This is a genomic window from Rhodoferax fermentans, assembly GCF_002017865.1.
GTDB classification, from domain to species: Bacteria; Pseudomonadota; Gammaproteobacteria; order Burkholderiales; family Burkholderiaceae_C; genus Rhodoferax; species Rhodoferax fermentans.
Genome location: NZ_MTJN01000002.1, coordinates 841,939 through 863,819 on the forward strand (window position 1 = coordinate 841,939; position 21,881 = coordinate 863,819).

At 60.1% G+C, this 21,881-nt stretch carries 21 protein-coding genes; 15 read left to right on the top strand and 6 right to left on the bottom strand.

Translation table 11 applies throughout. From position 1 onward, the window contains the following. The first annotated feature begins 3 nt into the window (after nucleotides 1-3). The 5 genes from RF819_RS04205 to RF819_RS04220 all read left to right on the top strand — a co-directional run bounded on the left by RF819_RS04205 (nucleotide 4) and on the right by RF819_RS04220 (nucleotide 3,150). The gene (locus RF819_RS04205; RefSeq protein ID WP_143541600.1) at nucleotides 4-876 is read left to right on the top strand and encodes an alpha/beta fold hydrolase; all 873 of its coding nucleotides are present in this window, start codon (nucleotides 4-6) and stop codon (nucleotides 874-876) included. Between the two features lie 178 nt (nucleotides 877-1,054). Further along, the gene (locus RF819_RS04210; protein WP_078366764.1) at nucleotides 1,055-1,456 is read left to right on the top strand and encodes a GFA family protein; all 402 of its coding nucleotides are present in this window, start codon (nucleotides 1,055-1,057) and stop codon (nucleotides 1,454-1,456) included. A gap of 76 nt (nucleotides 1,457-1,532) precedes the next feature. Then, nucleotides 1,533-1,847: a carboxymuconolactone decarboxylase family protein gene (locus RF819_RS04215; RefSeq protein ID WP_078363814.1), complete on the top strand. Its 315-nt coding sequence runs from the start codon at nucleotides 1,533-1,535 to the stop codon at nucleotides 1,845-1,847. Next, nucleotides 1,831-2,001, top strand: coding sequence for a hypothetical protein (locus RF819_RS21390; RefSeq protein ID WP_169906423.1), 171 nt, complete (start codon nucleotides 1,831-1,833; stop codon nucleotides 1,999-2,001). The genes RF819_RS04215 and RF819_RS21390 overlap by 17 nt, the downstream gene beginning before the upstream one ends. A 75-nt stretch (nucleotides 2,002-2,076) precedes the next feature. Beyond that, entirely contained in the window at nucleotides 2,077-3,150 is a 1,074-nt protein-coding gene (locus RF819_RS04220) for a lipocalin-like domain-containing protein (protein ID WP_420853869.1), read from the top strand. Nucleotides 3,151-3,204: 54 nt separating this feature from the next. Here the strand turns inward: RF819_RS04220 and bchJ are convergent, their stop codons facing one another. From bchJ to RF819_RS04235, 3 genes are all read right to left on the bottom strand, one after another. Beyond that, nucleotides 3,205-3,807 carry a bacteriochlorophyll 4-vinyl reductase gene (gene bchJ / locus RF819_RS04225; RefSeq protein ID WP_078363815.1) on the bottom strand — a complete coding sequence of 201 codons (603 nt, stop codon included), beginning with the start codon at nucleotides 3,805-3,807 and terminating at the stop codon, nucleotides 3,205-3,207. Continuing rightward, nucleotides 3,807-5,489 (bottom strand): magnesium-protoporphyrin IX monomethyl ester anaerobic oxidative cyclase, encoded by a 1,683-nt coding sequence (gene bchE / locus RF819_RS04230; RefSeq protein ID WP_078363816.1) that lies wholly within the window; start codon nucleotides 5,487-5,489, stop codon nucleotides 3,807-3,809. The genes bchJ and bchE overlap by 1 nt, the downstream gene beginning before the upstream one ends. Before the next feature lie 168 nt (nucleotides 5,490-5,657). Further along, complete coding sequence (locus tag RF819_RS04235) at nucleotides 5,658-6,134, bottom strand: Hcp family type VI secretion system effector (RefSeq protein ID WP_078363817.1); 477 nt, start codon at nucleotides 6,132-6,134, stop codon at nucleotides 5,658-5,660. Nucleotides 6,135-6,350: 216 nt separating this feature from the next. On the opposite strand from RF819_RS04235, the gene mutS reads away from it, so the two are divergent. From mutS to RF819_RS04255, 4 genes are all read left to right on the top strand, one after another. Continuing rightward, nucleotides 6,351-8,969, top strand: a complete 2,619-nt coding sequence (gene mutS, locus RF819_RS04240; RefSeq protein ID WP_078363818.1) for a DNA mismatch repair protein MutS — start codon at nucleotides 6,351-6,353, stop codon at nucleotides 8,967-8,969. A 187-nt stretch (nucleotides 8,970-9,156) separates the two neighbouring features. Beyond that, entirely contained in the window at nucleotides 9,157-10,572 is a 1,416-nt protein-coding gene (locus RF819_RS04245) for a cytochrome ubiquinol oxidase subunit I (protein WP_078363819.1), read from the top strand. Nucleotides 10,573-10,587: 15 nt separating this feature from the next. Next, complete coding sequence (gene cydB, locus RF819_RS04250) at nucleotides 10,588-11,595, top strand: cytochrome d ubiquinol oxidase subunit II (RefSeq protein ID WP_078363820.1); 1,008 nt, start codon at nucleotides 10,588-10,590, stop codon at nucleotides 11,593-11,595. Further along, on the top strand, nucleotides 11,596-11,745 hold the full coding sequence (locus tag RF819_RS04255) for a DUF2474 domain-containing protein (RefSeq protein ID WP_078363821.1): 150 nt from the start codon (nucleotides 11,596-11,598) through the stop codon (nucleotides 11,743-11,745). A 57-nt stretch (nucleotides 11,746-11,802) separates the two neighbouring features. Here the strand turns inward: RF819_RS04255 and RF819_RS04260 are convergent, their stop codons facing one another. Further along, complete coding sequence (locus RF819_RS04260) at nucleotides 11,803-12,990, bottom strand: serine hydrolase domain-containing protein (RefSeq protein WP_078363822.1); 1,188 nt, start codon at nucleotides 12,988-12,990, stop codon at nucleotides 11,803-11,805. A gap of 148 nt (nucleotides 12,991-13,138) precedes the next feature. Continuing rightward, nucleotides 13,139-14,008, bottom strand: coding sequence for an ion transporter (locus RF819_RS04265; protein ID WP_078363823.1), 870 nt, complete (start codon nucleotides 14,006-14,008; stop codon nucleotides 13,139-13,141). A 239-nt stretch (nucleotides 14,009-14,247) separates the two neighbouring features. Between RF819_RS04265 and RF819_RS04270 the strand changes: the two genes are divergently transcribed. The 6 genes from RF819_RS04270 (at nucleotide 14,248) to RF819_RS04295 (ending at nucleotide 20,365) form a co-directional block, all read left to right on the top strand. Continuing rightward, a complete protein-coding gene (locus RF819_RS04270) occupies nucleotides 14,248-15,282 on the top strand; it encodes an amino acid ABC transporter substrate-binding protein (protein WP_078363824.1) in 1,035 nt (344 codons plus the stop codon). 122 nt (nucleotides 15,283-15,404) lie between these two features. Then, a complete protein-coding gene (locus RF819_RS04275; RefSeq protein WP_078363825.1) occupies nucleotides 15,405-16,580 on the top strand; it encodes an amino acid ABC transporter permease in 1,176 nt (391 codons plus the stop codon). 15 nt (nucleotides 16,581-16,595) lie between these two features. Beyond that, nucleotides 16,596-17,699, top strand: coding sequence for an amino acid ABC transporter permease (locus RF819_RS04280; protein ID WP_078363826.1), 1,104 nt, complete (start codon nucleotides 16,596-16,598; stop codon nucleotides 17,697-17,699). Between the two features lie 26 nt (nucleotides 17,700-17,725). Next, nucleotides 17,726-18,484, top strand: coding sequence for an amino acid ABC transporter ATP-binding protein (locus tag RF819_RS04285; RefSeq protein ID WP_078363827.1), 759 nt, complete (start codon nucleotides 17,726-17,728; stop codon nucleotides 18,482-18,484). Nucleotides 18,485-18,628: 144 nt separating this feature from the next. Continuing rightward, nucleotides 18,629-19,780, top strand: a complete 1,152-nt coding sequence (locus RF819_RS04290) for a branched-chain amino acid ABC transporter substrate-binding protein (protein ID WP_078363828.1) — start codon at nucleotides 18,629-18,631, stop codon at nucleotides 19,778-19,780. A gap of 255 nt (nucleotides 19,781-20,035) precedes the next feature. Continuing rightward, nucleotides 20,036-20,365, top strand: a complete 330-nt coding sequence (locus tag RF819_RS04295; protein WP_078363829.1) for a FlxA-like family protein — start codon at nucleotides 20,036-20,038, stop codon at nucleotides 20,363-20,365. 64 nt (nucleotides 20,366-20,429) lie between these two features. Here RF819_RS04295 and pmbA read toward each other — a convergent pair whose 3' ends face one another. Then, nucleotides 20,430-21,872 (bottom strand): metalloprotease PmbA, encoded by a 1,443-nt coding sequence (pmbA, locus tag RF819_RS04300; protein ID WP_078363830.1) that lies wholly within the window; start codon nucleotides 21,870-21,872, stop codon nucleotides 20,430-20,432. Nucleotides 21,873-21,881: the final 9 nt, after the last annotated feature.

Below are 21,881 nucleotides of genomic sequence, written 5' to 3' on the forward strand. Positions count from 1 at the left end.
ATCATGAGACTCGTTGTTTTGGGCAAACACTTCCTGGGTGTCTTGGCGTTGACACTGCTCCCCGTCCTCACACAGGCCCAAAGCTTGATCACCGTTCCACGTTATGACGACGCAGACGAATATCTGCCAGAAGCCGAGAAAAAAAATGTAGACGGGGTGCGCTTGTTCCTGAAACAGCAGCCAGGCGAAGAGACCTGGACGGCGATTTCCGAACGCAGGGTAAGTGTGAAAGTGATTGCGCACATTCCTGAAGCGGCAAAAGCCGGTGTCATTGTTTTCCCAGGTGGCTCCGGCCAGTTGTCGATGACTGCTGATGACAGACTTGATCGCTCATTCAATTTCAGTGGACGGTCAAGGAGCTATTACTGGCCCCTTGGACTGGCAACTTTTTTGGTGGATGCGCCATCAGACCATCTGGACAAGACAGGGATGACAGCAAAGTTTCGGGCCAGCCCGGAATTCACCACCGATATGCGTGCCGTCATTTCCATGATCCGTCAAAAATTTGACAAACCACTGCACGCAGTCGGCCACTCCAACGGTGCCATTGCAGTGGCTACGGTTGCGGCTATGCAAGACCTACCGATTTCTAGCTACACGCTGATGGGCCCCAACTACGGCAGCACAGACACAGTGGCCAATACAAGCTATACAAAGCCCGTTTTCATCGTCGAGAACACAGAGGACACCTGCAAATTAAGCAGTGCCTCTGGTATTGATGCATTATCCAAATCCATCAACGCGCCAAGCATGAAAGTCAGCTGGATCAATGGTGGCAAGAATATTCTCGGCGGCCCGTGTGGACCATTCAGCAGGCACTCCTTCATTGGCGTTGAAGATCTAGCGATTCAGGCTGTCGCAGCATCGTTGCCTTGAAACAAGACTTTTGAAGGTGTTCCAGCGGCTTGGTCGATTGGGGACGATAAACAACGGATTTCATGGGGTAAGCCAATAAACATCCGTTTGGTCAATTCATTTTGTCGTCTAGCTGGAGTTGATCAAAATAGAGACGTTGGCACAGACGTCGCCCCACCATCCACACAAGGACAGACCGATGATCAAGCAGGTTGGCCCCACCACCATCAACGAGCACCATCTCGCCTCCTGCCACTGCGGTGCGGTGGTGTTGCGCCTGCATCTGCCGGATGGCATTGTGGATCCGCGTCGTTGTGACTGTTCGATCTGCCGCCGAAAAGGCGCCATCGTGGCGTCTGTGCCCTTGTCAGGCATCGAGGTGGTTCAAGGCCACGACAAGCTGCGTTTGTACGAGTTCAACACCAAAACAGCCAAACACTATTTTTGCTCTGTGTGCGGGATCTACACCCACCACCAGCGCCGATCCAATCCCAACGAGTACGGTTACAACGTGGGTTGTCTGGACGGTGTCAATCCGTTTGATATCCAAGACGTGCCCACCAACGATGGGGTGAATCACCCCGCTGATCGGCTGCGCTAGCAGTTGTGTTGAGAGAAGTCGACACTCAGCTCAAGCTTCATCGGTCCACAGGCGTTTGTCCCACAAGGAACCCTCCATGAGTATCTCGAAAGCATTTGCCGTTTTCCTAAAAGAAGCGCCAGCCCAAGCACAAGCCTGGATGCAGATGGCACAGGCCCTGGATCAGGCCAGTGCTTTGGACAAAAAGACCGAGGAATTGGCCTACATTGCGGTCCTTGCTGCCACCGGCAACACCTCTGGTGTGCCATTTCATGTGCTCTCGGCCAAATCACAGGGGGCGTCACGGCAAGAAGTTCTGAGCGCGGTGCTGCTCGGCCTGCCCGCCGCCGGTGCCACGGTCATTGGGGCCTTGCCTGTTGCCTTGGAGGCCTACGATGGGCAAGATCAATAAGCTGTGGCATGAGCAACACGCCATGCCCAAAAACCCCAGTCTGCAACAACGTATCGACTGGCATCTGGTGCATCACAGGGCCTGCAACTGCCGCCCGATCCCGGCCGGTATTCTCAAAGCCCTTCAAGACCGGGCGCCGAAACCCGGCGCTTGAGACATCCTCTTGCACACCCCGACCTTCACCCCCCTGACCCGCCGCCAGTGGCTGGCGGCGACGCTGATTGCCCCGCTGTGGCATAACCAGGCGCAGGCGCAAAGCAACGACCCCACCGCCGCGCCAGCAGTGCTGGTCAAACGCCTGCTGCAGTTCCCACGTGATCTGGGCAGCCACCCGGACACGGCCACCGAATGGTGGTATGTCACCGGTGAGTTGCAGGCGCAGGGCCGCTTGTTTGGTTTTCAGCTGACCTTTTTCCGCTCTCGGGTGCCCAGTACACAGGCCATGCGCTCCGGCTTTGCGGCCAAACAGCTTCACTTTGCCCATGCGGCGGTCACCGATGTGACGGGCCAGCGCCTGTTGCACGACCAGCGGATTGCCCGCAGTTCGGGTAACGCACAAGTCGACTTGGCCCAGGCCAGTGACACCGATACCGATGTCAGCCTGCGTGACTGGTCGCTGCAGCGGCGTAGCAGCAGCTACCTGGCGCGTGCCAATGGCGCAGGTTTTGCCTTTGAGCTGAACCTGCAGGAAACCCAGCCGCTGCTGCTGCAAGGTGATGCAGGCCTGTCGCGCAAAGGACCCGAGGCGAGCCAGGCAAGCTTTTATTACAGCCTGCCGCAGCTTCGTGTGAGTGGCCAGTTGACACTGGACGGTCAGCGCCAGGCGGTGACCGGGCGCGCCTGGCTGGACCATGAGTGGAGCCAGTCCATCATGGCGCCGCAGGCGGTGGGCTGGGACTGGATCGGCATGAACCTCAACGATGGCAGCGCACTCACCGCCTTTCGCTTGCGCAACAAAACGGGTGGCACGGTCTGGGCCGGTGGCTCCTGGCGCGCCAAGGATGCCTTGGTGCCGGTGGTCTTTGGGCACGATCAGGTGAGTTTTGAACCCATACGCCGCTGGACCAGCCCGGCCAGTGCCACAAGCTACCCGGTGGAATGGCGAGTGACCGTGCCCGATGCCTCATCCACCCCCAGACGCTACACCGTGCGCGCCTTGGTCGACAACCAGGAACTCGACAGCAGCCGCTCCACCGGCGCGATCTACTGGGAAGGACTGAGCGACTTGCTCGATGAGCAGGGCAAGCCGCTGGGTCGGGGATATCTGGAGATGACAGGCTACGCCAAACCTCTCAGCCTGTGAGTCAATTGCTCTAGTTTTTGAAGCTATCCACCCATATACTACATGGGCTAGAGCCTATTTCCAGCGCAATTCAAAACGGCACACATCGTCGCCCTTGGCTTCACATTCGGTCTCTTCGACTTGGGTGTTGGGGTGCACCAGCACCTGAAACAGGCGCTCAAAGGTGGCGGAATAGAAGTCGCACACCGGCACATCGGTGCGCACATCGCGGCACAGTGGGTTGTTGCGAATCGTCAGCACCACCGTCTGTCCCACCTCGTAGCTGAACTGGCCACTGCCCGCAAAGGTCCAGCTGTGGCCGCCGATGGTTTTCAGCAGCAGACGCGCCGAGGCCGCAGCAGGTAGCGCCTTGAACACCACTTGCGCGGCCTTGGGGATGCGGTTGGCCAGCAGGTAGTCGGCGGTTTTGAGGCCAGCCTTCCAGGTGATGTCGGCACAGGTGGGCTGCCCCAACTGCTCACGCAAGACCTGGTGCAAGCGCCACACCTCGGTCTCGTTGACCATTTTTTCGGGCAGCTGATCGAGATAGTGCCCCAGCCGGGCCTGCACAAACAGACCAGCCGTGACATCCTGCCCGAAGCTCTCGCGCAGGGTCTCCAACACACGAATGATGGCGTTGGGCCCAATGCGGCCCGCCACGCCGTCGGCTGCACCCATCAAGCTCTGGCCATTTCTTCTTCGGTCATTTGCTCTTTACCACCACCACAGGCCGATACAGGCATTGCAGCGGCTGCGGCGGCTTGTGCGGCAATGGCTTCTGCAGCGATGTCCTCGCCCTTCTTGCGGCGCATCTCGATCTTGGGACCGTGCATGGTGATCCAGCCTTCGTCGGCCTTGGCCACCAGAGCGGCATCGGGGCGTTCGTGGCGCACACCCTGGTCGAACTTGAAGTCGACCTTTTTCTTGCTCTGCGGGCCCCAGTAACCGACCCGGCCCAGGTCGTAGAACTTGCGCTCAAAACCACTCTTCAAGAAGGCCTTCAAACAGCCCATCAGGTACTTGCGGCGCACCGGGTCGCGCGTCCAGGGGTACTGGAAGAAGGTCTTGTTCATGAAGAACCGGCGGTAGTTGTTCATCACCCGGTCCAGCAGCTCACCACGGTCCATGGCGGTGGGTTTCATGATCGGGGTGACAAAGTTGTACTTCTCGTAGTCGAACACCTCGACCTTGTCGCCCAGTTCCTGGAACAGGTCGGAGAACGGCCACGGGGTGTACATCGCCCAGTTGGCCATGTCGGGGTTCCAGTCGCGCGTCATGCGATAGGTTTCCTCGATGGTCTCGGCGGTTTCGTTTTCCAGACCGACGATGAACTGCGCTTCGGTCACGATGCCGGCTTCACGCAGCAGGCGGATCGCCTTCTTGTTCTGCTCAATCGTGGTCTCTTTGTTGAACAAATCGAGCTTGAGCTGGGCCGCCGCTTCGGTACCGAGCGACACGTGGATCAGGCCAGCCTTGCGGTACAACGGCAGCAGTTTTTCGTCACGCAGGATGTCGGTCACGCGGGTGTTGATACCCCACAGCACCGGTAACTTGCGCTCAACCAGCTCTTCACAGAACTGGATGAACTTCTTGCGGTGGATGGTGGGCTCTTCGTCGGCCAGGATGAAGAAGCCGACCTTGTGGTTCTTGACCAGGTCTTCGATCTCGTCGACCACCTTTTTCGGGTCACGGATGCGGTAGTCGCGCCAGAACTTCCACTGGCTGCAGAAACTGCAGGTGAACGGGCAGCCGCGCGCAAAGTTGGGGATCGCCACCCGCACATTCATCGGGGTGTAGATGTATTTGCTCCAGTCCAGGATGCCCCAGTCTGGTGTGATGGTGTCCAGGTCGGCAATCGGTGGCTCGGCCGGGGTGGCCACAATCTTGCCCTCGTCGTTGCGGTAGGCAATGCCTTTGACAGCGTCGCGGTTTTGCATGAAGTCACCGGCGTCCACCGCTTTCACCAGGTTCAGGAACACCTGTTCACCCTCACCACGCACAATCGCATCAATCCAGGGCGACTCACCGAGCACCTGCGAGAACATGAAGGTGGCGTGGATACCACCCAGCACGGTCACGATGTTCGGATTGACCTCCTTCACCACCTGCAACAGGCGCTGCGCCTTGTAGATCGACGGGGTGATGGCCGTGCAGCCAACGATGTCAGGCTTGATCTCGGCAAACTTCTGGCGCATGGCGTCTTCACTCAGGTCCAGCGTCATGGCATCAACAAACACCACATCGGTATAACCGCCTGCCTTGAGGTAACCAGTCAGGTAAGCCACCCATGCTGGAGGCCACGTGCCGGCAATTTCAGCACCACCCGAGTGGTAATTGGGGTGAACGAGCATTACGCGCATAACTTTTCCAGTAAGTTGTAGGACCAGGCTACTGTGCCTAGGCTGCTGTTTTGTGACATTGATGAATGTCAACTTTTGTTGACATTCTGCGGCATTTTGACGTGCATCAACAGTTTGAGCAAGAGGTACTGTCCGGGGCAGATGACACCCCGATGGACAGCGCGATCGTCAGCGGACTTGGGCGCTGGCCACGTCCCAGCCGAACTTCACATCGCCACCCAAGCCGCCTTTGCCATCCTGGGGTTTGTAGGCAAATTCGATGTCGCGGTAGGTCAGCGTGACAGCTTCGATGATCTCGCCACCGTCCGCGCAGGATGGCTGGACGCTGGTGACATGCACCTCTTTCAGGCTCACTTGCAGGAAATCCTTTTGGCCTTCACCCGCCTTGCGGGACGTCAGCACCACCGTCTTGAAGAGTTTGCCCGCCGCACAGTGTTTGGCCAGCAGGGGTGATGCCTTGTCATAGAGATGCACAAAGCTCAAGGGCTCCGCCACCGTTTTGCCCTTGCCGGTGCTGGTGCCGCCGACCTGCCCGGCGGTGGCAATGCCCCAGCTCCAGGACAAGACGTCAACCGCCCCCTTGTGGTCCTTGTTGCTTGACTCACCCTCGACACCGTCAAACTTGATAAAACAATCGATGGCCATCGTGTGCTCCTTGGTCAGTGAAAAAACCGGTGATGCAAGTGGGGTTTGGCGGGTATGAGGTGGAGCCAAGCAGCTTGGTCCATTTGCCGCTCCCTTTTTTTTGGCACGAGTATAGGAAGCAGCTTGGAGAAGCGTCAACGCCATCACGCCCAGCGGAGCTAGCGACCCGACCTACCCCCCTGAAGGACGAGGTGAAGTTGCTAGACTTCCCCCCCAATGACCGACCACACCCTGCCACACACCCCCATGATGACCCAGTACCTGGGCCTCAAAGCGGATCACCCCCACACCCTGCTGTTCTACCGCATGGGCGACTTTTACGAGCTGTTTTATGCCGATGCCGAAAAAGCCGCGCGCCTGCTCAACATCACCCTGACGCAGCGTGGCCAGAGCGCAGGGCAGCCGGTGGTGATGGCCGGGGTGCCATTCCACTCGGTCGAGACCTATCTGGCGCGGCTGATCAAGCTCGGTGAGTCGGTGGCGATTTGTGAACAGGTCGGCGACCCGGCCACAGCCAAAGGCCCGGTCGAGCGCAAGGTGGTGCGGGTGGTCACGCCCGGCACCCTGACCGATCTGGAATTGCTCAACGACAAGACCGAGGCGCTGCTGCTCTCGGTGCACCAAGGCCCGCGCAACAGCTGCGGCCTGGCCTGGCTCAGCGTGACCCAGGGGGTGGTGCATCTGGCCGAATGTGCGCTGGACGACTTGGCCAACTGGGTATTGCGCGTGGGTCCGGGTGAGCTGATCTTCAGCGCCGGGGCCACACCAGCGTTTGAGGCGCGGCTGCGCGCGATTCCAGTCACCACACCGCTGTCGATCTCCGTGCGGCCAGACTGGCAGTTTGACACCGGCCTGGGCCAACGCACCCTCACCCAACACCTCAACACCGCCAGCCTGGCGCCCTGGCACGCGCAAGAACTGGTGCTGGCCCAGGCGGCGGCAGCCGCGCTGCTGAGTTACACCGAACACACCCAAGGCCGGGCACTCACGCACATCCATAGCGTGCAGGTGCAGCGCGAGGGCGATCTGATCGACCTGCCGCCCACCACCCGGCGCAACCTGGAGCTGGTGCAGACGCTGCGCGGTGAAGATTCACCTACGCTGTTCTCCTTGCTCGACACCTGCCAGACCGGCATGGGCAGCCGCCTGCTCAAAAGCTGGCTGCTCTCACCCCGGCGCGACCGCAGCGAAGCGATACAACGCCACCGCGCGATTGAGGCGCTGCGCAGCGGCCCCACGCTGTCAGCCGGTGCTGGCCCGTGGGACAAACTGCGCCAGCAGCTCAAGGGCAGCACCGATGTACAACGCATCACCGCACGCATCGCGCTGCGCCAGGTGCGTCCGCGTGAGCTGGTGGGCTTGCAAGTCACGCTCCAAAAAACAGAGCTACTGGCCCCCGTGATACAAGGGCTAGAGGCCTACTTGACGCAAATTTCTCAGAACCTGCTGCCGCCCGTCGGTTGCGCCGAGTTGTTGCGCGCCGCGATCGACGCCGAGCCCGCCGCGCTGGTGCGCGACGGCGGTGTGATCGCCAGCGGCTTTGATGCCGAACTCGACGAGTTGCGCGCCATCCAGACCAATTGCGACGGCTTTTTGCTGGACCTGGAAACCCGCGAACGGGCCCGCACCGGCATCAGCAACCTGCGGGTGCAGTTCAACAAGGTGCACGGCTTTTTCATCGAGGTGACGCAAGGCCAGGCCAGCAAGGTGCCCGACGACTACCGTCGCCGCCAGACCCTGAAAAACGCCGAGCGTTTCATCACGCCCGAACTCAAAGCCTTTGAAGACAAGGCCCTGAGTGCGCAAGAGCGTGCCCTGGCGCGGGAAAAATGGCTCTACGAGCAGCTGCTGGACCAGTTGCAAGCCTATGTCCCCGCCCTCACCCGGCTAGCCGACGCGCTGGCCACACTCGACGCCCTGTGCGCCCTGGCCGAGCGCAGCCTCACCCTGGACTGGTGTGCGCCGCAGTTTGTCAAAGAGCCGTGTATCGACATCGACGCCGGTCGTCACCCGGTGGTGCAGGCGCGCCTGGCTGAACTGAGCTCAGGTGCATTCATCGCCAACGACACCCGCCTGAGTGTCAAACAGCGCATGCAAATCATCACCGGCCCCAACATGGGCGGTAAATCGACCTACATGCGCCAGATTGCGGTGATTGTGCTGCTGGCCAGCATGGGCAGTTATGTGCCTGCCAGCGCCTGCCGACTGGGGCCGATCGACGCCATCCACACCCGCATCGGCGCGGCCGACGACTTGGCCAACGCCCAGTCCACCTTCATGCTGGAGATGTTGGAAGCCGCACAAATCTTGAACGCCGCCACACCCAACTCCCTGGTGCTGATGGACGAGATTGGCCGCGGCACCAGCACCTTTGACGGCCTGGCGCTGGCATCAGCCATTGCCACCCAGTTACACGACAAAACCCAGGCTTACACCCTGTTTGCCACCCACTACTTTGAGCTGACCGAGTTCCCGGCCAGCCACCATGCTGCGATCAACGTGCATGTGAGCGCGGCCGAAAGTGGCCGCGACATCGTGTTCCTGCACGAGATCCAGCCGGGACCTGCCAGCAAGAGTTACGGTATCCAGGTGGCGCGCCTGGCGGGTATGCCCGCTGCGGTGGTCAACCACGCGCGCCACACGCTGGAAGCGCTGGAAGCCCAGGCCAGCCAGCACCAGGCCCAGGTCGATCTGTTTGCGGCACCTGCCGCTACAGAGGTCATAGCTGAAAGCCCAGTCGAAGCCTGGGCTAAAGCCCTCAATCCTGATGATTTGAGTCCGCGTGAGGCGCTGGAGGCGCTGTACCAGCTCAAGAAGCTGAGCGTCCAAGGATAAATTTGGTCCAAAGCGCCAGCCCCTGGTGAGGGGCGGGCCCACTTGCACAACACGCCCCAATAACCATACACACCCCGTTCGTATGGCGCGGGCCTGGCCCGCAAAATAGCCCCTTGCGGGAGAATCCTCAAGCGCGCCGACTGCATCCTTGGTCGAGATGCGGTTCTCACCATCGTCAAACCTCACCATGTTCAACCTCACCGCACTCGAACTGGCGCGAATCCAGTTCGGATTCACGATCACCTTCCACATCATCTTTCCCGCCATCACCATTGGCCTGGCGGCTTACCTCGCCGTGCTCGAAGCCTTGTGGCTGAAAAAACAGGACATGGTCTACAAAACCCTGTACCACTTCTGGTCCAAGATCTTCGCCGTGAACTTTGCGATGGGTGTGGTGTCTGGCCTGGTGATGGCCTACCAGTTTGGCACCAACTGGAGCCAATACTCCGAGTTTGCGGGCAGTGTCACCGGGCCGCTTTTGACTTATGAGGTGTTGACGGCGTTTTTTCTGGAAGCCGGTTTTCTGGGTGTGATGTTGTTCGGCTGGAACAAGGTGGGACCACGCCTGCACTTCTTTGCCACCGTGATGGTGGCGCTGGGCACTTTGGTCTCGGCGACCTGGATCCTGGCCTCCAACAGCTGGATGCAAACACCACAGGGGCACGAAATCATCAACGGTGTGGTGGTGCCGGTGGATTGGGTCGCCATCATCTTCAACCCGTCCTTTCCGTATCGGCTGGCCCACATGGTGGTGGCTGCATTCATCTCAACCGCCTTGCTGGTGGCTGCATCGGGTGCCTGGCACCTGCTCAAGGGCAATCACAAGCCGGAAATCAAGAAGATGTTCTCCATGGCCTTGTGGATGTTGCTGTTCGCGGCGCCGCTGCAAGTCTTTGTGGGTGATTTGCACGGCTTGAACACACTCAAACACCAGCCGGCCAAGATCGCGGCCATGGAAGGCCATTGGGAGAACACACCGGGTGAGGGTGTGCCGCTGGTGCTGTTCGGCTGGCCCGACATGGAGGCTGAAACCACCCGCTACAAGATCGAAATCCCGAACCTGGGTGGTTTGATCTTGACTCATGATTGGCACGGCCAGTACCCGGGTTTGAAAGAGTTCCCCCGGGAAGACCGCCCCAATGCCACCGTGGTGTTCTGGACCTTTCGTGTGATGGTGGGGCTGGGTATGTTGATGATTGTGCTGGCGTTGTGGGGAGCCTGGTCACATTGGCGCCAACGTGCCTATGAGTCGCCTGCGCTGTGGCGCTTTGCGCTGCTGATGGGGCCGTCCGGCGTGCTGGCCATGCTGGCGGGCTGGTACACCACGGAAATCGGCCGACAGCCCTGGGTGGTCTACGGGCTGATGCGCACGGCGGAAGCGGTGTCCAAGCACTCCGCAATGACGCTGAGCATCAGCCTGCTGGTGCTGGTGATTGTGTACATCGCTGTGTTTGGCGCGGGCGTGGCGTACCTGCTCAAACTCATTGGACAAGGCCCGGACGTGCACGAGCCCCCACCCGACGGGGACGCGCTGGACCAACGACCCGCACGTCCGCTGTCGGCCGCCACGCCGCCTGCGCAACCACCCATCACCACGGTCTGACCAAGGAAGCACAACATGGGTATCGATCTCCCCCTGATCTGGCTGCTGATCATCGGCTTTGGCGTGATGATGTATGTGATCGCCGACGGCTTCGACCTCGGGATCGGGATTCTGTTTCCGCTCGTCACAGACCGCAGCCACCGCGACGCGATGGTCAACACCGTGGCACCGGTGTGGGACGGCAACGAAACCTGGCTGGTGCTGGGTGGCGCTGCGCTCATGGCGGCTTTTCCCAAGGCCTACGCCATTTTGCTCAGCGCGTTTTATGTGCCCCTCATCCTCATGCTGCTCGGCTTGATCTGGCGCGGCGTGTCTTTCGAGTTCCGTTTCAAGGCCGACGAGACCCACAAACCCTTCTGGGACAAAGCCTTCATGCTGGGCTCCTTCGTGACGGCCTTCTGCCAAGGCGCCATCCTCGGGGCCTTTATCAGCGGCATCGAGATCGTCGACGGCAACGCGGTGTATGGGGTCATGGACTGGTTGACACCGTTTTCGGTCTTCACGGGCTTAGGGGTTGTGATCGCGTATGCGCTCTTGGGATCAACCTGGCTCATTCTCAAAACCGAAGGTGATTTACAACGACAAATGATCCAGATCACCAAACCCGCCACGTTTGCCTTGTTGGCGGCCATCGCCACGGCCTCGATTTGGACACCTTTGGCACACCCAGACATTGCCGGGCGCTGGTTCAGCCAACCCAACATCTGGTTTTTTGTGCCGGTGCCTGTTCTTGTGGCACTGGCCACCTATTACATCCTGCACACACTCAACAACGACCCACACGCTGGCCCGTTCATCTGGTCGCTGCTGCTGATTTTTCTGGGTTACAGCGGGTTTGTGATCAGCATCTGGCCCAACATCGTGCCGCCGTCCCTGTCCATCTGGGCGGCAGCCGCGCCGCCGCAAAGCATGGGCTTCGCCTTGGTGGGGGCGCTGCTGATCATCCCGATGATTCTTGGTTATTCCGCCTGGGCTTATTACGTGTTTCGGGGCAAAGTCAAGGTGGGTGAGGGGTACCACTGAATGGCGAATCCGCCCACACCCACCCAAGCTCGCGAAACCCTGCGGCGGGTCGGCTGGCTGATCCTGATCTGGGCCTGCAGTGTTGCAGGGCTAGGTGTTGTTGCGCTGGGTATGCGCCTGCTCATGAGCTGGGCGGGCATGACGCGTTGAGCCAGCGCAGCGCTGTGTGCTGAGGCACCGGGCAGCGCCACCCTGCTCGGCAGCGGCTCAGTCCAGCAGCGCCGCGTAGACCATGTCGCGGAACAACATGCGGTAGTACTCACGCTGGTTCGGGGCCTGCAACATCAAGCAGGCAAACATGTCCAGCGCCGGATCGACAAAAAACGAGGTGCCAGCCAGCCCACCCCAGAAATAGGTGCCCACCGAACCCGGCACCGGCGCCACACCCAGGTGTTTGCGCACCGCAAAACCCAGGCCAAAACCGTGCCCGGCGGGCAACAGCGCACGAGAGCCACCCGGTGCCACCGGGATGTCACCCAGGTGGTCGGTGGTCATGAAGTCCACCGTGCGCGGGCCCAGCAGGCGCACACCGTCGAGTTCACCGCGGTTCAGCAAAAAATGCAGAAAACGTGCGTAGTCCTGCGCGGTGGAGATCAGGCCACCACCGCCCGAGGCCAGTGTCGCGTCGGTACGCACGTCGATCACCTTCATCTGCAGGCCACCATCGGGGTCGCGGGCAAAGGGTTCGGCAATGTGGTCGTGAAATTCGGGCGGCACGGTGAAGGCGGTGTTGGGCATACGCAGTGGCTCAAACAACTGCTCTTGTAAAAACTGCTGCAGCGGCTGCGCGCTGATCACCTCGATGACGCGGCCCAGCACATCGGTGGCACGGCTGTACTCAAACATCTGGCCGGGCTGGTACATCAGCGGCAGCGCGGCAAGTTGTTGGGTGAAATCGGCCAGGCTGCGATCGCGTGAACCCAGGCGCAGCTGCGCGTACTGGCGCTGCACCGGGCCGCTGCCGAGAAACTCGTAGGTCAGGCCGGCCGTGTGGCGCAGCAGGTCGTGCACCGTGGCGTCACGCATCACCGGCTGCAGCTCGGTGGCCTCACCGTTCATCGCCACGTTTTGCTGCGCAAATTCGGGCAGGTATTTGGCCACCGGGTCGGCCAGCAACAGGCGTCCCTGCTCCACCAGCATCATGGCCGCCACCGACACAATCGGTTTGGTCATCGAGTAGATGCGAAAACGCGCATCGTTGTGCATGGCTTCACCGGTGCGCGGGTTGAGCTGGCCGACGCTGTCCATCAAGGCCAGCTTGCCGTGGCGTGCCACCACGGCCACCGCGCCGGGCAGGCGTTGGTCAGCCACCTCACGCTGCAGAACAGCCATCAGGCGCGCCAGGCGCTCGCTGCTCAGCCCCACTTTTTCAGGAGAAACGTTTTGAAGAGTCATATCAAAAATATAGCTATAGGCCCTTTATAAATAAGGGCTAGAGGTCAAAATGGCGTAAAAATCAAAAATCCGCAGCATGCATCTTGCGTCAAGGTATTGTGACGACAGGACGGTGTGGGACCTCTCGCTCAGACCAAATTGGCGCGGCTCACTCCTGCGCCGCGCCGTCATGTTCATAACGGGGCAGGCTGGCGCCGCAGTGGCGGCAATAGCGGGCGTCGGGCATGTGCCCTTCGGTCAGGCACACATGGCAGGTGCGGGTGGTGGTGGCTGCGCGGCGCGCGTAGGTCATCTCGGCGGTGACGATGCCGGTGGGCACCGCCAGTGTGCCCCAACCCAGCAACATCATGAGCGAGGCAATCAGCCGCCCCAGATCGGTCTTGGGCGTGATGTCGCCAAAACCCACGGTGGTCATGGTGGTGATGGCCCAGTAGACCGAGGTCGGGATACTGGTGAAACCATTGGCCGGACCCTCCACCACGTACATCAGGGTGCCAATCACCAGCACAATCATTAACACCGCTGCCAGAAACACCGCAATCTTGCGGCGACTCGCTCGCAGGGCCTGGCCAATTGCCTGGTACTCGGACACATAGGCGGTGAGTTTGAAGATCCGAAACACCCGCAGCAAACGCAGAACACGCACGTCGATCAGCGCCCCCACCTCGGGTACCAGCAGAGCCAGGTAGGTGGGCAACAGCGCCAGCAGGTCAATCACCCCGTAAAAACTGAGCACATAACGCCAGGGATGGCGCACGCAGGCCAGCCGCGCCAGGTACTCCACCGTGAAGATCAGGGTGAAAAACCACTCGGCAGGGGTGAACAGGTGGTGGTAAGCCAGGTTGATGCTGTGCACACTGTCAGCCACCACCACCGCCACGCTGGTCAGGATGACAGCAATCAGCACCTGGTCAAACAGCCGTCCGGCACGGGTGTCGGCCTCAAAAATGATGGTGTAGAGCCGCAGCCGCCAGCCTTCCAGTGGTTTACCCAGGATTTCTGCTTTGGATGAGGGCACGGTTTACCTTGTGGTGGTTGCGAAAACGCCGATTTTGCACTGCCTGAACCCACCGCCCCACATGGCACGCTTACTGCTTGTTACACCGTCATCAGTCAGGGTGTGAATCACCTCTACTTGCTGGTTTGCTCACGTAAACCCGGATGCCTTTCGAAATATGCACTGCTAGAGTGCATCGCTTGGCGGCAATGTGGGGCACGCCTCCTGAAACCCTTTTCATCAACCGGAGATCTTCACCTATGCGTATCAGCACTGTAAAAACACTGGCAGTGATTGCCACAGCCATCGGCACGTTGACAGCCCTTCCCGCGCATGCGGGTAAAACCCTGGACAGCATCAAGTCACGTGGTCAGGTGATCTGTGGTGTCAACACCGGCCTGGCAGGTTTTGGCGCTGCCGACTCTGCCGGCAAATGGACCGGGCTGGATGTGGATGTGTGCCGCGCTGTGGCGGCGGCCGTGCTGGGTGATGCAGAAAAGGTGAAGTACGTGCCGCTGAACGCACAACAGCGCTTCACCGCGCTGCAGTCCGGCGAAGTGGATGTGTTGTCACGCAACACCACCTTCACCCTGACACGTGATGCTTCCCTGGGCCTGAACCTGACCGCTGTAACCTACTACGACGGCCAGGGTTTCATGGTGCCGGTCAAGAGCAAGATCAAGAGTGCGACCCAGCTCAAGGGCCAGACCGTGTGTGTGCAGTCCGGCACCACCACCGAGAAAAACCTGACCGATTACTCCAAGGCCAAGGGCCTGGGCATCAAACCGGTGGTGTTTGAACAACTCGAAGCCGCTGAAAACGCCTACTTCACCGGCCGTTGCATCGCCTACACCACCGACGCCTCTGGCCTGGCATCCACCCGCAACAAGGTGGCCAAGGTGCCGGCAGACCACATCATCCTGCCCGAGCTGATTTCCAAGGAACCCCTGGGCCCGATGGTGCGCCGCGGTGACGACGAGTGGTATGCCATTGTGAAGTGGGTGATTTATGGCCTGCTCGAAGCGGAGGAGTACGGCGTGACCCAGGCCAATGTCGACTCGCTCAAGACCAGCAGCACCGATCCGGTGGTCAAGCGTATTCTGGGTACCTCGGAAGATACCGGCAAACTGCTGGGCCTGGACAAAGAATGGATGGCCCGTGCGATCAAGGCCACCGGCAACTACGGTGAAATTTTTGAGCGCAATGTCGGCCCCAAATCGGCATTGGGCTTGCCCCGTGGTGTCAATAACCAGTGGAACAAAGGCGGCCTGATGTACGCCTACCCGGTTCGCTGATCGACTGTCTGTCACGCTGCGCCGCTTGATGTCGCACCTGCGATGCCTGCGGCGCATTTTTTTAGGCATTCCCTACCTGCCACACGTGGCTTCCATTCCAAGGCCTGCGGGCAAGAAGCACCATGAGTTCTGACACCCCTCCCTCTCACCACCACTGGTCGTGGCGCAGCCAGGCGTTTCGCGGCATCGTCTACCAGGTGCTGGCCGTTGTGGCCATTGTGGCCGTGGTCTGGTTCCTGGCCCACAACACCCTGGTCAACATGCGGGTGCGCGGCATCCAGAGTGGTTTTGATTTTCTGAGCCAGGCCGCCGGTTTTGACATCGGTGAAAGCCTGTACCCCTTTGACTCCGAACAACCCTACTGGCAGGCGTTTCTGGTCGGTGTGACCAACACCCTGCGGGTGGCCATTGTGGGCATCATCCTGTCGACGGTGTTGGGCACCTTGCTGGGTATCGGGCGCTTCTCGCGCAACGCACTGGTGCGTGGCGTCTGCCTGTCGTATGTGGAAGCCTTTCGCAACATCCCGGTGCTGCTGCAATTGCTGATGTGGTACGTGATCCTGACCGAGGTCTTGCCCTCGGCAGACGTGGCCTGGCAAGTTGGCGACTTCTTTTTGTCCAAGGGTGGTTTGAACTACCCGATTCCCGTGTGGGCGGCTGGCCAACTCTGGGCCGCCTTTGGTCTGCTGGCTGGGGTGGCGCTGGTGCTGCTGTACCGACGCTGGGCCAAACGCCAGTTTGAAGCCACGGGGCAATTGCGCAGTGCGTTCTGGGTGCCGGTGCTGATCTTGGTCGCCTGCAGCCTGGCGGGCTGGGCCCTGGGTGGTGCCCCCACCGAACTGAACCGCCCTGTCAAGGGGGATTTTGCGATTGAGAATGGCGGTGCCCTGACGCCCGAGTTTCTGGCGGTGCTGATTGGCCTGACGCTCTACACCGCGTCCTTCATTGCCGAGGTGGTGCGCGGAGGTATTGCTTCGGTGCCACGCGGCCAGGGTGAAGCGGCCTCGGCGCTGGGTCTGTCGCAACAACAGGAAATGCGCCTGGTGATGCTGCCGCAGGCGCTGCGGGTGATCATCCCGCCGCTGACCAACCAGTACCTGAACCTGACCAAAAATTCCTCGCTGGCCGTGGCCATTGGTTACCCCGATGTGGTGTCGATTGCCAACACCGCGCTGAACCAGACCGGCCGCGCGGTGGAATGTATCTCGCTGGTGATGCTGGTGTACCTGATCACCTCACTGGGCACCTCGCTGCTGATGGGCTGGTACAACAGCCGCGCGGCGATCAAAGAGCGTTGAACAGGACAACACCAAATGACCTCAACCACTTTTCAACCGATTGCACCGCGCCCTGCGCCGGTCAACTCCGAAGGCCCGCTGGCCTGGATCAAGAGCAACTTGCTGGCCGACTGGAAAACCAGCCTGGGCACCTTCGTGATTGGCGGCTTGCTGCTGTGGCTGCTGCCCCAGGCCATCCACTGGGCACTGATCTCCGCCAGCTGGTCGCCTCACTACGAGGTCTGCCATGCCGAAGGTGTCGGCGCCTGCTGGGGCGTGATTTCCGAGAAGTACCGCATCATCCTGTTTGGCCGTTACCCGTATGAAGAACAGTGGCGGCCCTTGATTGCCACCATTTTGCTGACCGGCTTGCTGGTGGTGAGTTGTATGCGCAGCTTCTGGAAAGCCTGGCTGCCGCTGCTTTGGCTGGCCGTGTTGGCGGTGTTTTTTGCACTGATGTACGGCAAGGTGTTTGGCCTGACCCAGGTCGACACCGACCGCTGGGGAGGCCTGCCGCTGACCATTCTGCTGTCCTCGCTGTCCCTGGTGCTGTGTTTCCCGATTGCCCTGCTGGTGGCACTGGGCCGACGCTCCAAGCTGCCGGCCATCCGCAGCTTCTGCACCATTTATGTCGAACTGATCCGTGGTGTGCCGCTGATCTCGGTGCTGTTCATGGCCTCGTTCATGTTCCCGCTGTTCATGCCCCAGGGCACGCAGATTGATGTGCTGGTGCGTGTGCTGGTCGGTATCACACTGTTTGCGGCGGCCTACATGGCCGAAGTGATCCGCGGTGGCCTGCAGGCCATTCCCAAAGGCCAGGTCGAGGCCGCCGCCACGCTGGGGCTGAGCTACTGGCAGACACAACGCATGATTGTGCTGCCGCAGGCGCTGGCGATGGTGGTGCCAGGCATCATGAACAACTTCATCTCCACCTTCAAGGACACCTCGCTGGTGACCATCGTGAGCCTGTACGAGCTGACCGGTGCGCTCAAACTCGGTGTCAACTCCGATGCCAACTGGCGTCCTTACATCATCGAAGGCTACTTCTTCATTGCGCTGATCTACTTTGTGTTCTGTTTCTCCATGTCCCGCTACAGCCGTTGGGTGGAAAAACAGGTCAACAAGAGCAAGCTGCGCTGATTTTCCCCATTCAACCAAACACCACCATGGCTGAAACCAACACCACCTCCCCCATCATCACGTTTGACAAAGTCAACAAGTGGTACGGCAACAACTTCCATGTGTTGCGCGACATTGACCTGAGCGTGGCCAAGGGCGAACGCATTGTCATCTGTGGCCCCTCAGGCTCAGGCAAATCAACACTGATCCGCTGCATCAACCGGCTCGAAGAACACCAGCAAGGCCACCTGATCGTGGATGGTGTGGAACTCACCGACGACATCAAGGCGATTGACCAGGTGCGCAAAGAAGTCGGCATGGTGTTCCAGCAGTTCAACCTGTTCCCACACCTCACCGTGCTGGAAAACCTGACCTTGTCACCGATGTGGGTCGGCAAGATCCCCAAAAAAGAGGCCGAGGAAAAGGCCATGGTCCAGCTCAAACGGGTGCGTATTGCCGAACAGGCGCACAAATACCCGCTGCAGCTCTCGGGCGGCCAACAGCAGCGTGTGGCGATTGCGCGGGCCCTGTGCCTCAAACCCAAGATCATGCTGTTTGACGAACCCACCAGCGCACTCGACCCCGAGATGATCAAGGAAGTGCTCGACGTGATGATTGCCATGGCCAGCGAGGGCATCACCATGCTGTGTGTCACCCATGAAATGGGGTTTGCCAAGGCGGTGGCCGACCGTGTGATCTTCATGGACCAAGGCCAGATCGTTGAGCAGAACAACCCGCACGACTTCTTCAACAACCCGCAAAGTGAACGCAGCAAGGACTTCTTGTCGAAGATTCTGGGGCATTGAGCGCACGCTTATTAGCCGCGTAAATCACGCTTGACTTGGATTGATCCAGGTGGTGCATGCTCGCACCGAAAGTGTGCAGACAGTAAGATCGCAGGTTCAGGGGCCGCATGGCGCCTGAAACCTTCGCAACTTCTGATCAATCACATGCAAACCTCTACTTCCTCCGCTGCTTCGCTCACCCTGACAGCTGCTGCTGTGCTGGCCCTGAGCTCCTCCCTGGCGCATGCGCAAGACGTGCAAACCGTACGCATCGCCCACGCTGGCCCGACCTCGGGTGGTATTGCCCACATTGGCAAGGACACAGAAAACGGCGTGCGCATGGCGATTGATGACATCAATGCCCAGGCGCTGGTGATTGGTGGCAAGAAGATCAAGTTTGAACTGGCCCCGGAAGATGACGCCGGTGACCCGCGCCAAGCCACTGCCGTGGCGCAAAAGTTATGTGACTCCAAAGTGGCGGGTGTGGTGGGCCATTTGCAATCGGGCACCACCATCCCGGCTTCGAGCATCTACAACAAATGTGGCATTCCCCACATCACCGCTGCTGCCACCAACCCGGACGTGACCAAGCGCGGCTTCAACACCACCTACCGCCTGATCGCCAACGACAACTCGCTGGGTGCAGCCCTGGCTTATTTTGCCAACGACACACTCAAGATCAAGACGGTGGCGGTGATTGACGACCGCACCGCCTACGGTCAGGGTCTGGCCGATGTGTTCAAGGCCACCGCCGAACAACGTGGTGTGCAAGTGGTTGCCAACGAGTACACCACAGACAAAGCCACGGACTTCACCGCCATCCTGACCTCGATCAAGAGCAAGAAGCCCGACGCCATTTTCTACGGCGGCCTGGACGCCCAAGCCGGCCCGCTGCTGCGCCAGATGATGCAACTGGGCCTGCCCAATGTGAAACTGTTTGGTGGTGACGCCTTGTGCACCGAAAAACTGCCCGAACTCGCCAGCCTGTCCGACAACCTGGTCAACGTGACCTGCGCCACCGGCGGCGCCTCGGTGCAGAAAATGCAGGGTGGCCCTGAATGGAAAAAGCGCTACGACGCACGTTTCCCAGGCCAGTTCCAGATCTACAGCCCCTACGCTTATGACGCCACCTTTGTGCTGGTGGACGCGATGAAGCGCGCCAACTCGGTTGACCCGCAGGTCTATGTGCCTTTCCTGAGCAAGACACAGTTCAAGGGCATCACCGCCAACATCGCTTTCACCCCCAAGGGTGAACTGAGCACCCCGGCGGTCACACTCTACAGCTTCAAGGGCAAAGCACGTGTTGCGCTGAACTGATCCGCCCGCCCCACTACCCAGTGGGGCTCCCCAAAAAAAAATGCGCTGTTGTCCCAACCGGGCGGCAGCGCATTTTTTGGCTGAGCGGTGCACGGCCAAACAATCAAATAAAGAGCATTGAGCCCTTATAGATCAAGGGCTACAGGCCTATTTCGCCATAAACAGAATGCCATCCAGAGTGATGGCTAGCGACCAGTTGATGCCGTTTGGTCCACCAGACCTCAAGTCTGCGAGCTCTGTGCCGATGACATCTGTATGCAAGTCACAGGCATTTCCTCCTCGAGCACATCTGGCAGCAGTTCGGCTGGCAGCGCCAGCCAGATTGCCCAGTTGCAAAAGCAGCTCAGGGACCTTACCCAGCAACTGAGGGACGTGGCGACCTCCAACATGGAGGCCAAGGCCAAGCAACAACAGGTGCAGTTGTTGCAGGCGCAGATCCTGGCCATTCAGGCCCAGATTGCGGCCATCCAGAATCAGAAACAGCAAGAACAGGCCAGCAAGGCCAGTGCGGCCCAGAACAAATCCCAGGCTGCCGCCGCCAGCAGCGACAAGGCCTTGGGCTCTCAGGTCGACGTCTACATCTGAAGCAACAGCTTCACTCAACCGGCAAAGCGGCGCGGGCGACACCGCCCGCACAGGGCAGCGGTATTCAGCTGCCTGCCACCTTCATCTTTTTGATCAAAATTGAGCCAACCGTCTTGGCACCCTGGTTGTAGGTATCGGCACCCACCGCCAGGATGTCCTTGAACATGGTTTTCATGTTGCCAGCGATGGTGATCTCTTCCACCGGGAAGGCGATGCGGCCGTTTTCCACCCAAAAACCGCTGGCACCGCGTGAATAGTCGCCGGTGACGCTGTTGACACCGCTCCCCATGAGCTCGGTGACAAACAGGCCGGTGCCCAGGCGTTGCAACATCGCATCCAGGTTGTCACCCGCGCGGGTCAGGCGTGAGGTGAGTGTCAGGTTGTGTGAACCGCCCGCGTTGCCGGTGGTTTTCATGCCCAGTTTGCGCGCCGAGTAACTGCCCAGAAAATACCCCTGCACCTTGCCCGCCTCCACCACGCTGCGCGCCTGTACCCGCACACCTTCGTCGTCAAACGGCGAGCTGCCTTTGGCCCGTTTGACAAACGGGTCCTCCAAAATGTCGATGTGTTTCGGAAACACCTGTTTGCCCAACGAATCGAGCAAATACGAACTCTTGCGGTAGAGCGAGCCACCACTCACCGCCTGCACAAAGGCGCCCAGCAAACCCGCCGCCAGCGGTGATTCAAACAACACCGGGCACTCGGTGGTGGCAATCTTGCGGGATTTGAGGCGGCTCAGCGCGCGCTCAGCGGCGTAACGGCCAATCGCCTCGGGCGAGGCCAGGTCGGCCGCATCACGCTGCGAGCTGTACCAGTAATCGCGCTGCATGTTGGCGCCTTTGCCGGCAATCGGCGACACCGACACCGAGTGGCGCGAGCTGGCATAACCACCGCGAAAACCATGGGTGTGGGCGCTGAAAAAGTGCGACTGCTGGGCAGACACACCCGCACCTTCGCTGTTGGTGATGCGTTTGTCGAGACTCAAGGCGGCGTTTTCGGTCTGCAAGGCCAGCTGTGCGGCCTGCTCGCTGGTGATGGCCCAGGGGAAAAACAGGTCGAGATCAGTGCGCTGCTCGCCCGGTTGGGCAATGTCGGCCTCATCGGGCAAGGCAGCAAACGGGTCTTCGGCGGTGAAGCGGGCGATGTCAAACGCGGCCTGCACCGTCTGTTCGATGGCTTTCTGAGAAAAATCCGAGGTGCTGGCATTGCCCCGGCGCTGGCCGATATGCACCTTGATGCCCAGCGACTTGTCGCGGTTGCGCTCGACGTTCTCCAACTCACCCTTGCGCACCGACACACTCAGGCCACTGCCTTCGGAGGCATGCGCCGAGGCGTCGCTGGCACCAAGTTTTTTGGCGTGGTGAATGGCACTGTCCACCAGATCCTCAAAGAAAGTTCGGCTGTAGGCAAACCCCGCTTCAGCGGGAGCCGGAGTGCGTCTGGGCTGGCTCGGCGTCACAGTGGAGGAACGTTTGCGGGGGGTGGCTTTGGAAGCGATGGAAGGCATGGTGAAGGC

Excerpts from the sequence above, each read along its gene's own strand:
- RF819_RS04205 (WP_143541600.1), top strand. The coding sequence starts at position 4 with ATGAGACTCGTTGTTTTGGGCAAACACTTCCTGGGTGTCTTGGCGTTG.
- RF819_RS04210 (WP_078366764.1), top strand. The coding sequence starts at position 1,055 with ATGATCAAGCAGGTTGGCCCCACCACCATCAACGAGCACCATCTCGCC.
- RF819_RS04215 (WP_078363814.1), top strand. The coding sequence starts at position 1,533 with ATGAGTATCTCGAAAGCATTTGCCGTTTTCCTAAAAGAAGCGCCAGCC.
- RF819_RS21390 (WP_169906423.1), top strand. The coding sequence starts at position 1,831 with ATGGGCAAGATCAATAAGCTGTGGCATGAGCAACACGCCATGCCCAAA.
- bchJ (WP_078363815.1), bottom strand. The coding sequence starts at position 3,807 with ATGGGTGCAGCCGACGGCGTGGCGGGCCGCATTGGGCCCAACGCCATC.
- bchE (WP_078363816.1), bottom strand. The coding sequence starts at position 5,489 with ATGCGCGTAATGCTCGTTCACCCCAATTACCACTCGGGTGGTGCTGAA.
- RF819_RS04235 (WP_078363817.1), bottom strand. The coding sequence starts at position 6,134 with ATGGCCATCGATTGTTTTATCAAGTTTGACGGTGTCGAGGGTGAGTCA.
- mutS (WP_078363818.1), top strand. The coding sequence starts at position 6,351 with ATGACCGACCACACCCTGCCACACACCCCCATGATGACCCAGTACCTG.
- RF819_RS04245 (WP_078363819.1), top strand. The coding sequence starts at position 9,157 with ATGTTCAACCTCACCGCACTCGAACTGGCGCGAATCCAGTTCGGATTC.
- cydB (WP_078363820.1), top strand. The coding sequence starts at position 10,588 with ATGGGTATCGATCTCCCCCTGATCTGGCTGCTGATCATCGGCTTTGGC.
- RF819_RS04255 (WP_078363821.1), top strand. The coding sequence starts at position 11,596 with ATGGCGAATCCGCCCACACCCACCCAAGCTCGCGAAACCCTGCGGCGG.
- RF819_RS04260 (WP_078363822.1), bottom strand. The coding sequence starts at position 12,990 with ATGACTCTTCAAAACGTTTCTCCTGAAAAAGTGGGGCTGAGCAGCGAG.
- RF819_RS04270 (WP_078363824.1), top strand. The coding sequence starts at position 14,248 with ATGCGTATCAGCACTGTAAAAACACTGGCAGTGATTGCCACAGCCATC.
- RF819_RS04275 (WP_078363825.1), top strand. The coding sequence starts at position 15,405 with ATGAGTTCTGACACCCCTCCCTCTCACCACCACTGGTCGTGGCGCAGC.
- RF819_RS04280 (WP_078363826.1), top strand. The coding sequence starts at position 16,596 with ATGACCTCAACCACTTTTCAACCGATTGCACCGCGCCCTGCGCCGGTC.
- RF819_RS04285 (WP_078363827.1), top strand. The coding sequence starts at position 17,726 with ATGGCTGAAACCAACACCACCTCCCCCATCATCACGTTTGACAAAGTC.
- RF819_RS04290 (WP_078363828.1), top strand. The coding sequence starts at position 18,629 with ATGCAAACCTCTACTTCCTCCGCTGCTTCGCTCACCCTGACAGCTGCT.
- RF819_RS04295 (WP_078363829.1), top strand. The coding sequence starts at position 20,036 with ATGCAAGTCACAGGCATTTCCTCCTCGAGCACATCTGGCAGCAGTTCG.
- pmbA (WP_078363830.1), bottom strand. The coding sequence starts at position 21,872 with ATGCCTTCCATCGCTTCCAAAGCCACCCCCCGCAAACGTTCCTCCACT.